This is a genomic window from Devosia sp., assembly GCF_034675085.1.
Classification (GTDB): Bacteria; Pseudomonadota; Alphaproteobacteria; order Rhizobiales; family Devosiaceae; genus Devosia.
The window spans coordinates 1-12,075 of the sequence record NZ_JAUCDN010000076.1; the positions used below are offsets into that span (position 1 = coordinate 1).

The window sequence follows — 12,075 nt, forward strand, 5'->3', positions numbered from 1 at the left end:
TAGAACCACACCGCGAAGAAGGCGATGAAGAAAAAGCCGATGCCCACCATGATGCGGAAGGTCCAGAACAGCGGCCACACATCCGGCACGGTGTCGAAGGCGGCCAGGGCGATTTCCTCGCCGGTGGCGTTTTCCACGTCGTCCCGATATTTCTTGAGCAGCAGGGCATAGCCCAGATCGGCCGAATGCTCGTCGAACAGCGCCCGCGCCGCCATATCCCCGCCATCGGCGCGCACCTCCTGAAGCGCTTCATAGGCGGTGATGCCGGACTGGATCCGGGTCGCCGCGTGCTCTACCAGCTCGGTGATGCCGGGCAGCTCCATATCCAGCGAGCGGGTGGTGATGATGCCCAGAACCCAGGGCAGGCGCACCTCGAAGGCGGGATGGCCGTCCTTGCCGGGAATGGCGAAGAGCGTCAGCGCGGCCGGGGCCGGCTCGGTCTCGTACATCGCCTCCATGGCGGCGATCTTCATCTTCTGGTGCTCGGTGGCCAGATACCCGCTCTCATCGCCCAGCACCACGACCGACAGCGCCGAGGCGAGGCCGAAGCTGGCGGCCACCACCATGGAGCGCCTAGCCAGTTCGACATGCCGCCCCTTGAGCAGGAACCAGCAGGAAATGGCGAAGATGAACACCGCGCCGCACACATAGCCGGCGCTCACGGTATGGACGAACTTGGCCTGCGCCACGGGATTGAACACCACCGCCATGAAGTCGGTGATCTCCATGCGCATGGTGTCGGGATTGAAGCGGGCGCCGACCGGGTTCTGCATCCAGCCATTGGCGATCAGGATCCACAGCGCCGAGAAATTGGCCCCCAGCGCCACCAGCCAGGTCACCACCAGGTGCCCCACCTTGCTCAGCCGGTCCCAGCCGAAGAAGAACAGGCCGATAAAGGTGGCTTCCAAAAAGAAGGCCATCAGCCCCTCGATGGCCAGCGGCGCGCCGAAGACGTCGCCGACATAATGGCTGTAATAGCTCCAGTTCATGCCGAACTGGAATTCCATCACCACGCCGGTGGCCACGCCCATGGCGAAATTGACGCCGAACAGCGTGCCCCAGAACAGGGTCGCCTTGCGCCAGATGTCGCGCCCGGTCATCACATAGACGCTTTCGAGAATGGCCATCATCAGCGACAGGCCCAGCGTCAGCGGTACGAAGAGGAAGTGATACATGGCAGTTGCGGCGAACTGCCAGCGGGAAAGCTCGACGACAAGCATGTCGGTCATGAGGGCCTGCCTTTATGCTTGGCGGGGCCGGGACTCGGCCCCGTCTCTGCTTTCCCTATAGCACGGAACGGCTCGGGGGCCGCGTTGACCCAGATCAAGACATGCGGAGCGCGGCCCGCTAGCCTTGCATCCGGGGTGGATATCGCCGGGGCTTTTTCGGCCCCGGCGCGCAGCGGAGACGAGATGAGCGCGACAAGCCCCGATATCGACCGGCAGAACGGCAGGACCCTGTCGCGCCTGTCCCGCCTCGGCCGTTTCTGGCTGGGCCTGGCCATGGCCGCTCCCCTTCTCGGAGGGGCGCTGCTGGTCGCTCAGGCCTGGATTCTGGCCGATATTCTGGGCCGCGCCATCGAGGGGAACACGCCGGCGGCCAGCCTGGCTCCAGCGCTCCTCATCATGCTGGCCCTGCTTCTACTGCGCGCCGCGCTGGGGGCGCTGGGCGAGCGGGCCGGCGCCGAGGCGGCCGAGATCATCAAGGACCGGGTGCGCCGGGCGCTGTTTGCGCATCTGCTGTCGGCATCGCCCCGCTCGGTCGATTTGCCGCAGTCTGGCGCCGCCGCCTCCGCCATCATCGATCAGGTGGAGGCGCTGGACAGTTTCTTTGCCCGCTACCTGCCGGCGCTGGCGCAGGCGGGCCTGCTGCCGATCGCCTTCGGCGTCGTCATCCTGCCGCTCGATTGGGTGGCGGGGCTGCTTTTTCTGGTCACCGCGCCGCTCATTCCCCTATTCATGGCGCTGGCCGGCTGGGGCGCGCAGATCGCCACCCGCCGCCAGGCCCGCGCCCTCAGCCTGCTCACCGGGCGCTTCGCCGACCGGCTTCGCGGGCTCACCACGCTCAAGCTGTTCGGCCGGGCCGAAGCGGAAACGGCAGGCATCGTCGCGGCCAGCGACGAATTGCGCCGCCGCACCCTGCGCGTATTGCGCATTGCCTTCCTTTCCTCGGCGGTGCTGGAATTCTTCGCCGCCCTGGGGGTGGCCGGCATCGCGCTTTATGTCGGGCTCACCTTCATCGATTTCCTGCATCTGAGGTCAACGCCCCTCACCCTGCAAATGGGGCTGTTCATCCTGCTCATGGCGCCGGAAATCTATAATCCCCTGCGCCTGCTCGCCGCCCATTATCACGATCGCGCCGCCGCCCGCGCCGCCATCGGCGAGATCGAGGCCCAGCTCGGCCCACTGCCCGAAACCATCCGGCCCCTTGTCGACTACCCCCCGCAAGCGGCCGGGCCCCTCGGCCTTGGCGTTTCCAATCTCACCCTGCGCACGCCCGATGGCGCCGGCCTGCTGCTGTCCCATGCCGGTCTCGCCATCGCACCGGGCGAGCATGTCGCCCTGCTTGGCCCCAGCGGCATCGGCAAGTCGAGCCTGCTCGAAGCCATTGCCGGCCTGCGCCCCTATGAAGGTCAAATCACCCTTGATGGCCGCGAGCTTGGGGGCTGGTCCGAGCCCGAACTGCGCGGGCGCGTCGCCATGCTGGGGCAGAAGCCGCGTATCTTCGCCGGTTCGCTCGCCGACAATATCGGCCTGGCCCGCCCGGGCGCCAGCCGCGCCGAGATTCGCCGCGCCGCCGAGCTGGCGCAGGCCGACGGTTTCGCCCAGGCCCTGCCGCAGGGCCTCGATACCGTGCTGGGCGAAGGCGGGCTCGGCCTGTCCGGCGGGCAGGTCCAGCGCATCGCGCTGGCGCGCCTTTATCTGCGCGACGCGAGCCTCATCCTGCTCGACGAGCCCACCGCGCATCTCGACGCGGCGCTTGAACAGGCTGTGCTCGATGCCCTGCTCGATTATGCCCGGGGCCGCACCCTCGTCATCGCCACCCATTCGCTTGCACTCGCCGACCGCATGGACAGGGCCTGGCGCTTCGAGCGCCAGTCTCTTCTCCCCCTCGAAAGGAAGCGCGCATGAAGGCCCTTCTTGCCTTTCGCCGGCTGTTCATGCGCCAGGCGCACGGCTTCGGCCTTGCCCTGATCCTGTCGCTGGTGACGCTGGCCGCCGGCATCGCCCTGCTGGGCACCTCCGGCTGGTTCATCACCGCCGCGGCGCTAACCACGGCGGGCCTTGCCTTCAACCTGTTCGTGCCCTCGTCGCTGGTACGCGGCTTTTCCTTCATCCGCATCCTGGCGCGCTATGGCGAGCGTCTCAGCGGCCATGACGCGACCCTGCGGCTGCTGGCCGACCTGCGCGGCTGGCTTTTCTCGCGCCTGTTTCCGCGCCTGCCGCTGCGCGACCGCAGCCTGCGCCATGGCGATCTGGTGAGCCGCCTCACCGCCGATATCGATGCGCTCGACACCGCCTTTCTCGTCGCCATCGGCCCCATTCTCGCCGCGCTGCTCACCGGCGCCGCCCTTGCCGCGCTGCTGGGCTGGCTGCTGCCCGCCGCCGCCCTGCCCTATGGCCTGGCCTTTGCCGCTGCCACGCTCGCCGTGCCTGCGGCGCTTGTATTTTTGGGCCGCCGCGCCGGCAGCGATGCGGTGCGGCAGGCCGCCGAAGCCCGCGCCGGCGTGCTCGATGGCATCGATGGCCATGCCGATCTCGTCCTGCTGGGCGTCCTGGGCACGGCCCAAACCGGTTTTGCAACCACCACGCGGCGCCTCGCCCGCACGCGCGCGCATCTGGCCGGGCTCACCAGCCTGGCCGGCCTTGCCGTGCAAGGGCTCGCCGCATTGGCGCTGGCCGCCGCGCTCTGGGCGGGTCTGCTTGCCTTGGAGGCAAAAACCATCGAGGGCCCGGTGCTGGCCGGGCTCATCCTCGCCATCATCGGCAGTTTCGAGGCCACCGGCGTCATCGTGCGCAGCGTCGGCAAGCTGACCACCGCCATGGCCGCCGCCGAGCGGCTGACCGCGCTCTCGGAATTACCGCCGACCCTGGTCGATCCGCCCCGCCCCCAGCCCTGGCCGGACGACACCACGATCAGCTTTTCCGCCGTCAGCTTCCGCTACGATGGCCCGCCGGTGCTGGACGGGCTCGATCTTACCGTGGCGCCGGGCGAGCATCTGGCCATCACCGGCTCCAGCGGCGCCGGCAAATCCAGCCTGCTGGCGCTGCTGCTGCGCCTTCATGAGCCGCAACATGGCCGCATCACCATTGGCGGCGTGCCCATAGCGCAGATGAAGGAGGCCGATCTGCATGCCGGCGTCGCCCTTCTGGGTCAGGACAGTCCGCTGTTCAACGACACCATCCGCGCCAATCTGCTGATCGCCCGCCCCGCCGCCGACGATGCTGCCCTCTGGCAGGCGCTGGCCGCCGCCGGCATCGTCGATTTCGTCAAAACCCTGCCGCGCGGGCTCGATGCACTTCTGGGCGAGGGCGGGCGCACCGTCTCGGCCGGGCAGGCCCGCCGGCTGTGTCTCGCGCGCGTCCTGCTTTCAGCGGCGCCCATCCTGCTGCTCGACGAGCCCACGGCCGGGCTCGACCGCCCCGCCGAAATCGCCTTCTTTGAAACGCTGCATCAGGCGGCGGCGGGGCGCACCGTGCTCATCGTCACCCATGCCGGCATTCCGCCGGGCACGGTGGACCGGCGGCTCGCTCTGGAAAACGGAAGATTGGCCTAGATCATTTCACCCTTTAGGAGAAACAGTGAAATGATCTAAGCCTTTATTTTATCGCGTTTCCGAACCGGAAAATCGGTATCCGCTTTTGCTGGAAACGCTCTAGCCGCAGCGCATGCGCAGGCGCGCCAGGTCGGGCACCGAGATATGGCGGTAGTTCTCGATCTCGATGACGCCGTCGGCCTTGAGCTTGCTCATCTGCCGGCTCACCGTCTCGATGGTGAGACCGAGGAAATCGCCGATATCGGCCCGGCTCAGCGGCAGGTCGAAGGTCGTCACCCGGTCCTGGGTGGGGTCGATATGGCTGGCGATGAGATAGAGGAAGCTGGCGACCTTCTCGGCGGCGGTCTTGCGGCCCAGCGTCACCATCCATTCGCGCGCCTCGTCCAGTTCGCGCAGCGCCTGCAAGGTCACCCGATGCTCCAGCGCCGCATTGTCGCGCACCAGCTGCTCAAGCGCCGTCTTGGGCACCATGCACAGCTCCACGTCCGAGGCCGCCTCGGCGGTCACCCGGCTTTCGCTGGCAAACAACCGCCCCAGCAGATCGGGAGCGAATTGCAGCCCCACCACCTGCTGGCGGCCGTCTTCGAGCACCTTGGAGAGCTTGACCACCCCGCGCAGCACATTGCCATAGCTGGTGATGGGTTCGGCATCGGCCAGCAATTCCTCGCCGGCCTGCCGGCGCACGCGGCGGGTATGCTGGGACAGGGTGAGCAATTGCTCGGAGGACAGCGCGCCGCAAATACCCTGGTGACGCGCCTCGCAGCTCTGGCACAGAACCGGAACCGACGAATTGTGGATATCGTTACGTACCGATGGCATGGCGGATCGCCTCCTGACGGCCCCGATATAGGTGTGCATCCTTCGTACAATAAGCCGCATAACTGTCGCAGTGCCAACCTGCCGCAGTCCATCCCTGCAATAAGGGCTTTCCCCAGGGAACCGCATGCGGCCCCAACAATTTCCATCCCGCCCTTGACCTTACCATGATGGGAACCTTTATATGAGCGAGGACGAGGTGAAGAGCATGAATGAACACGTCCACACAAAACCGGTTTCCATCGACATTTCGGGCATGACCTGCGCCTCCTGCGTGGCGCGGGTGGAAAAGGCGCTGCTCAAGGTGCCCGAGGTCAGTGCCGCCAGCGTCAATCTGGCCACCGAGCGCGCCAGCGTGCAGATGGGCGAGCATGGCGATATGGCGGCGCTGCTCCAGGCCATAGAAAAGGCCGGCTATAGCGGCGCGCCCACGCCGCAGGCCCACACCCATGCCGGCCATCACCATCACGACGAGGACGCGGCCGAGCTCAGGCGCGACGTCATCATCGCTGCCCTGCTCACCCTGCCGCTTTTCGTTCTGGAAATGGGCGGTCACGCCTTTCCCCCCTTCCATCACTGGCTGATGGGCGTCGTGCCTACGCAGGTGCTTTATGTGGCTTATTTCGTGCTGGCCAGCATCGTGCTGTTCGTGCCTGGACGGCGCTTTTTCAGCATCGGCATTCCGGCGCTGCTGCGCGGGGCGCCGGAGATGAATTCTCTGGTGGCGCTGGGTTCGGGCTCGGCCTGGCTCTATTCCACCATCGTCACCTTCGCGCCGCAGTTGCTGCCCGAGGAAACCCGCTTCGTCTATTACGAGGCCGCCACCGTCATCGTCACCCTCATCCTGGTGGGCCGCTGGCTCGAAGCCATGGCCAAGGGCCGCACCGGCGAGGCCATCCAGCGCCTGGTGCGCGAACAGGCCAAGACCGCCCGCGTCGAGCGCGACGGCCACGTCATCGAGCTGCCCGCCGAAGAGGTGGTGATCGGCGACATTGTCGTCGTGCGGCCGGGCGAGAAGATCGCCGTCGACGGCGAGATCGTCGAGGGCGCCAGCCATATCGATGAATCGATGATTTCCGGCGAGCCCCTGCCCGTTTCCAAGGGCGTCGGCGCGTCCGTTGTCGGGGGTACGCTCAACACCTCCGGCGCCTTCCGCTTCCGCGCCACCAAGGTGGGCGGCGACACCATGCTGGCCCAGATCATCCGCATGGTCGAGGAAGCCCAGGGCGGCAAGCTGCCCATCCAGGGCGTCGTCGACAGGATTACCCTGTGGTTCGTGCCCGCGGTCATCGCGCTGGCGCTGGTCACCTTCGCCATCTGGGCAATCTGGGGGCCCGAGCCGGCCTATAGCTTTGCCTTCGTCAATGCCGTGGCCGTGCTCATCATCGCCTGCCCCTGCGCCATGGGCCTGGCCACGCCCACCTCCATCATGGTGGGCACCGGCCGCGCCGCCGAATTGGGCGTATTGTTCCGCAAGAGCGAGGCCCTCCAGCAATTGCGCGACGCCCGCGTGATCGCCTTCGACAAGACCGGCACGCTTACCCAGGGTAAGCCGACGCTGACCGACCTCATCCCTGCCCCAGGCTTCGAGGCCGACGCGCTTCTCGCCGCCATCGCCGCCGTCGAGGCCCGCTCCGAGCACCCCACCGGCGCCGCCATCGTCGCCGCCGCCGAGGCCAAAGGGCTCGCCTTGCCCCCCGTGGAGGATTTCCAGTCCTCCGCCGGCAATGGCGTCAGCGCCCTGGTCGATGGCCGCCGCGTGGTCATCGGCTCGGCCCGGCACCTCAAGGGCATCGACCTCTCCGCCTTCGACGCCGATGCCGAACGGCTGGCCAATGAGGGCAAGTCGCCGGTCTTTGCCGCCATCGACGGCCAGCCCGCCGCCGCCATCGTGGTGGCCGACAGCCTCAAGCCGACCAGCAAGGCGGTGATCGCAGCCCTGCATGACATGGGCCTCAAGACGGCGATGATTTCCGGCGACAACCGGCGCACCGCCGAGGCTATTGCCCGGCAATTGGGCATGGACGAGGTGCGCGCCGAGGTGCTGCCCGCCGACAAGGTGGCGACGCTCAAGGGCCTGCGCGCCCTCGGCCCGGTGGCCTATGTGGGCGACGGCATCAACGACGCGCCGGCCCTGGCCGAGGCCGATATCGGCATTGCCGTGGGCAATGGCACCGATGCGGCCATCGAAAGCGCCGACGTGGTGCTGCTGGGCGGCGACCTCAAGGGCGTGCTCAATGCCCTCACCGTCAGCCGCGCCACCATGAAGAACATCTGGGAAAACCTGTTCTGGGCCTTTGGCTACAATGTGCTGCTCATTCCCGTCGCCGCGGGCATCCTCTATCCCGCCTTCGGCATCCTGCTCAACCCGATGATCGGCGCCGGCGCCATGGCGCTCAGCTCGGTCTTCGTGGTCGGCAACGCCCAGCGCCTGCGCGCCATCAAGGGGAGTACGCCGTGAATATCGGACAAGCCGCCTCGGCCTCGGGCGTATCGGCCAAGATGATCCGCTACTACGAATCCATCGGCCTGATCCGCCCGCCCGACCGGACAGAGAGCAATTACCGCGTCTATGGCGAAGACGAGGTGCATGTGCTGCGCTTCGTCAAGCGCGCCCGCACGCTGGGCTTTTCGGTGGAGGAGACCGCCACGCTTCTGGGGCTGTGGCAGGACAAGTCGCGCGCCAGCGCCGAGGTCAAGGCGGTGGCGTCCAACCATATCGCGGCGCTCGAAACCAAGATTTCCGAGCTTGAGGGCATGGTGAACACCCTCAGGCACCTCGTGCATTGCTGCGGCGGCGACAGCCGCCCCGACTGCCCCATCCTCGACGACCTGGCCGGGTTCTCCGGCGCAACCAAAGGACGCTGACATGACCGAAAAATCCGTCTTCCTCGTTTCCGACATGACCTGCGGGCATTGCGTGGGCACCGTGCGCAAGGCGCTGGAAACCGCCCTGCCCGGCGCCGAGATCGATGTCGACCTCGCCACCCACAAGGTCACCTTCTCCGGCGACCGCGCCAAGGGCGAAGAGGCCATCCGCGAGGCCGGATACACGCCCGAAGCGGCGTAACCACCCTCTCCCCCAGAGAGATGTGGCTAAGCCACCGCCCTACCCCACCGTCATTGCCGGGCCTGTCCCGGCAATCCACGCCTCCGCCAAGTGAAGACGTGAGCGGAAGCATCCTGCCCCACACGCACCCCCTCCCAGCCTCCCCCATCAAGGGGGAGGTGCCGTTCGGTGAGTGGGCACGAGAGTGCCACAAGCGCTGAGTCACACCTCCCCCTTGATGGGGGAGGCTGGGAGGGGGTGGGGCCACATCCACCGCCTCTCAAACAAAAAGGGCGCCCGCAGGCGCCCTTTCCGTCTCGTCCAAACCCAATCAGAACGGGCTGTTCGCATCCAGATATTCAGCCGCATTGTCCTTGGTGATGAGGGTCGATTCCAGGATGTAGCGGCCCGCCACCGGCACGTGACCGGTATAGTGGGCGGTGGTCAGCTCGATGGCCGTGGAGATCATGGCCGGGTTGTAGCTGACATCGACCGGCATCAGCGTATCGCCATCGGCCACGCGCTGGATCATCTGCTGCATGCCGGCGCCGCCGACGATGAACATCTCCCCGTCGCGCCCGGCCTGCTTGATCGCCTCGATGGCGCCGACGGCGGTGTCGTCATCCTGCGCCCACACGCCCTTGATATCGGGGAAGCGGGTCAGGAAGTCCTGCATCACCTTGAAGCCGTCATCGCGGTTCCAATTGGCGAATTCGTCGTCCAGCACCTTGATCTGGGTGCCCTCGATGCCGGCCATGAAGGCATCGACGCGCTGCTGGTCGATCGGGATCGGCAGGCCACGCAGCACCACGATATTGCCGCCATCGGGCAGCGCCTGCTTGAAATATTCCGCCGTATTGGCGCCCAGGCCCGGATTGTCGCCGGCGACATAGAGGTCTTCCACGCCGTCGATGGACAATTGCCGGTCGACCACGGTCACGAACTTGCCGGCATCCTTGACCTGCTTGATGGCCGAGGTCATCGCGTCCGGGTCGCCCGGCAGGATGACCAGGGCGTCGATATTGCGGGTCGAAACCATGTCCTCGATATCGGCGATCTGCTTGGGCGCGTCGGCGGCCGAAGCGAAGACGAAGCTGACATCGGGATAGGCCTTGCCCAGCCGGTCGATGGTCTGCTGGGCGAAATAGTTCACGCCCCCGGTCCAGCCATGGTCGGCCGCCGGCACCGAGACGCCGATGGTCACCTTGTCCTGGGCCGCGGCAAGCCCGCCCAGGCCGGTGGTGAGCACCGCCGCCGCCAATAGGGATTTCACCAGTTTCATGTCAGTCCTCCCAAAATTGCCCGTGTTCGGGCGATGTGAAAATAGGCCCGCTAGTTGCCGCGCCCGCGCTGCAACAGAACCGCGAGAATGATGATGACGCCCTGGAAAGCCCCGTTCAGGTAAGGGCTGATGAAGCTCTGCAAATTGAGGATGTTGCCGATCAGCCCGAGGATGACCACGCCCACCACCGTGCCCCAGACGCGGCCATAGCCGCCTTTGAGCGTGGTGCCCCCGATGATGACGGCGGCGATGGCTTCCAGCTCCCAGAGCACGCCGGTGGTGCTGGAAGCCGAGCCCAGGCGCGGCACATAGAGCAGCACCGCCACGCCCACCAGAACGCCCTGCATGATATAGGTGATGAGCCGCACATTGGCGACGTTGATCGAGGAATAGCGGGCCACCTGCTCATTGGAGCCGATGGCGGCGCAATGGCGCCCGAAGGCGGTGCGGCGCATGACGATCTCGCCGCCAATGGCCACCAGCGCGAAGACGATGATGGGCCACGGAACGCCCAATATGCCGGAGTAGTAGACGGGGCGGTAGAGGTCCGCGACGTTGAAATTGAGCGACAGCGTGCCGCCATCGGCCAGGAACGTCACCAGCGAGCGGAAAATGCCCATGGTGCCCAGCGTGACGATGAAGGCTTCGATGCGCCCGCGCGTTACCATCAGACCGTTGCCGACACCGGCCGCCCCGCCCATGGCCAGGCCCGCCAGCATGCCGATCAGCACCACCCCGACGCTGACGCCCATGGAGGGGATCAGCGCGTTCATGACGATAATCATGACGCCCGCCGTGACCGCCGCCATCGAGCCCACCGACAGGTCGAGCCCGCCGGCGGTGATGACGAAGGTGGCGCCGATGGCGATGATGCCGATGAAGCTCGAACGCGCCAGCACATTGGTGAGATTGTTGTAGCTGAGGAAATTCTCGTTGAGCGAGATGCCCAGCAGCACCAGCAGGGCCAGCGCCAGCAGCGGCCCCACCGTCTTGAGGTCGAGCCGGAAGGCGCGCCTGGATTTGACCGAAATATCAGGCACTGATGCGCTCATCCTGTCCACTCTGCTTGATGCCGGCGGCGTACCGCATGATTTCCGCTTCGGTGATCTCGGCGCCTTCCAGCACGCCGGCGATACGCCCCTCGCGCATGACCACCACGCGATGGCTGAGGCCGATCACCTCCTGCATTTCCGAGGAAATGAGGAGAATCGATTTTCCCTCGGCCGCCAGCGCCGCGATGATGTGATAGATTTGCTGCTTGGTGCCGACATCGATGCCGCGCGTCGGCTCGTCCATGATGATGATGTCGGGCTCGCTTTCCATGGTCTTGCCCAGCATCAGCTTTTGCTGGTTGCCGCCCGAAAGCCGGCCCACCGCCACCGAGGCGTCGCGCGCCCTGATGTCGAAGCGGCGCGTGGCGCGCTCCAGCGCCCGCTCTTCGCTCGCCCCGTCCAGAAATCCGAATTTCAGGTGCCGCTTGAGCGTCAGCAGGGTCAGGTTCGGCCGCAGGCCCATATTGAGCAGCAGGCCCTTGCCCTTGCGGTCCTTGGTCATATAGGCGAGCCCCGCATCGACCGATTGCGCCACGCGGCTGAACTGCACCGGCTTGCCGTCCAGCTCGATCTCGCCGGCGCTGCGATGGGTGAGCCCCACCACCGCCTCGGCCACCGCCGTGCGCCCCGAGCCGATCAGCCCGGCAAAGCCGAGGATTTCGCCCTTGCGCAGATCGAAGGAGATATTGTTGACGCCCTTGGCTTGCAGCCCGCGCACGCTCAGCACCAGCGGCGCGTCGACATCGGGCTCGTGCTTGGGCGGATAGAGATTGGACAGCTCGCGCCCCACCATCATCTGGGCGATGGAATCGGGGGTCAGCGCCTCGGTGCCCATGGTGGCGATCAATTGCCCGTCGCGCAGCACGGTGACGCGCTGGGCCAGTTCCATGATTTCGTCGAGCTTGTGCGAAATGAAGATCACCGCCACGCCGCGCGCCGTCAGCCGCCTGATCTGTTCGAACAGCGTCTGCGTCTCGGCCACCGACAGCACGGCGGTGGGCTCGTCCATGATGAGCACCCGCGCATCGCGGCTGATGGCCTTGGCGATTTCCACCATCTGCTTGTCGGCCACCGAAAGCGTGCTGATGCGCGCGTCGGG

The 12,075-nt window shown here is 66.4% G+C and carries 10 protein-coding genes; 5 read left to right on the forward strand and 5 right to left on the reverse strand.

The features are described 5' to 3' along the window. The coding region (locus tag VDP82_RS06835; protein ID WP_323014102.1) for a cytochrome ubiquinol oxidase subunit I at positions 1–1,229 on the reverse strand (1,229 nt) is incomplete at its 3' end. A 183-nt stretch (positions 1,230–1,412) separates the two neighbouring features. Here VDP82_RS06835 and cydD point away from each other — a divergent pair. Next, a complete protein-coding gene (cydD, locus tag VDP82_RS06840) occupies positions 1,413–3,131 on the forward strand; it encodes a thiol reductant ABC exporter subunit CydD (RefSeq protein WP_323014103.1) in 1,719 nt (572 codons plus the stop codon). Beyond that, entirely contained in the window at positions 3,128–4,777 is a 1,650-nt protein-coding gene (cydC, locus tag VDP82_RS06845) for a thiol reductant ABC exporter subunit CydC (RefSeq protein WP_323014104.1), read from the forward strand. Before cydD ends, cydC begins: the two co-directional genes overlap by 4 nt. Before the next feature lie 99 nt (positions 4,778–4,876). Here cydC and VDP82_RS06850 read toward each other — a convergent pair whose 3' ends face one another. Then, positions 4,877–5,596 (reverse strand): Crp/Fnr family transcriptional regulator, encoded by a 720-nt coding sequence (locus tag VDP82_RS06850; protein WP_323014105.1) that lies wholly within the window; start codon positions 5,594–5,596, stop codon positions 4,877–4,879. A gap of 205 nt (positions 5,597–5,801) precedes the next feature. Between VDP82_RS06850 and VDP82_RS06855 the strand changes: the two genes are divergently transcribed. The 3 genes from VDP82_RS06855 to VDP82_RS06865 are packed head-to-tail and all read left to right on the forward strand — an operon-like array spanning position 5,802 to position 8,663. Then, positions 5,802–8,054, forward strand: a complete 2,253-nt coding sequence (locus VDP82_RS06855; RefSeq protein ID WP_323014106.1) for a heavy metal translocating P-type ATPase — start codon at positions 5,802–5,804, stop codon at positions 8,052–8,054. After that, on the forward strand, positions 8,051–8,461 hold the full coding sequence (gene cueR, locus VDP82_RS06860) for a Cu(I)-responsive transcriptional regulator (RefSeq protein ID WP_323014107.1): 411 nt from the start codon (positions 8,051–8,053) through the stop codon (positions 8,459–8,461). The genes VDP82_RS06855 and cueR overlap by 4 nt, the downstream gene beginning before the upstream one ends. 1 nt (position 8,462) lies before the next feature. Next, entirely contained in the window at positions 8,463–8,663 is a 201-nt protein-coding gene (locus VDP82_RS06865; protein ID WP_323014108.1) for a heavy-metal-associated domain-containing protein, read from the forward strand. Positions 8,664–8,973: 310 nt separating this feature from the next. Here the strand turns inward: VDP82_RS06865 and VDP82_RS06870 are convergent, their stop codons facing one another. The 3 genes from VDP82_RS06870 to VDP82_RS06880 all read right to left on the reverse strand — a co-directional run. Then, entirely contained in the window at positions 8,974–9,924 is a 951-nt protein-coding gene (locus VDP82_RS06870) for a substrate-binding domain-containing protein (protein WP_323014109.1), read from the reverse strand. Positions 9,925–9,974: 50 nt separating this feature from the next. Next, on the reverse strand, positions 9,975–10,976 hold the full coding sequence (locus VDP82_RS06875) for an ABC transporter permease (RefSeq protein WP_323014110.1): 1,002 nt from the start codon (positions 10,974–10,976) through the stop codon (positions 9,975–9,977). Beyond that, positions 10,957–12,075, reverse strand: a 1,119-nt coding sequence (locus VDP82_RS06880) for a sugar ABC transporter ATP-binding protein (protein ID WP_323014111.1), incomplete at its 5' end; no start/stop codon positions are given. The genes VDP82_RS06880 and VDP82_RS06875, both read right to left, overlap by 20 nt.

What these genes read in the sequence shown, in the direction of transcription:
- cydD (WP_323014103.1), top strand. Translation starts at nt 1,413, where the DNA reads ATGAGCGCGACAAGCCCCGATATCGACCGGCAGAACGGCAGGACCCTG.
- cydC (WP_323014104.1), top strand. Translation starts at nt 3,128, where the DNA reads ATGAAGGCCCTTCTTGCCTTTCGCCGGCTGTTCATGCGCCAGGCGCAC.
- VDP82_RS06850 (WP_323014105.1), bottom strand. Translation starts at nt 5,596, where the DNA reads ATGCCATCGGTACGTAACGATATCCACAATTCGTCGGTTCCGGTTCTG.
- VDP82_RS06855 (WP_323014106.1), top strand. Translation starts at nt 5,802, where the DNA reads ATGAATGAACACGTCCACACAAAACCGGTTTCCATCGACATTTCGGGC.
- VDP82_RS06865 (WP_323014108.1), top strand. Translation starts at nt 8,463, where the DNA reads ATGACCGAAAAATCCGTCTTCCTCGTTTCCGACATGACCTGCGGGCAT.
- VDP82_RS06870 (WP_323014109.1), bottom strand. Translation starts at nt 9,924, where the DNA reads ATGAAACTGGTGAAATCCCTATTGGCGGCGGCGGTGCTCACCACCGGC.
- VDP82_RS06875 (WP_323014110.1), bottom strand. Translation starts at nt 10,976, where the DNA reads ATGAGCGCATCAGTGCCTGATATTTCGGTCAAATCCAGGCGCGCCTTC.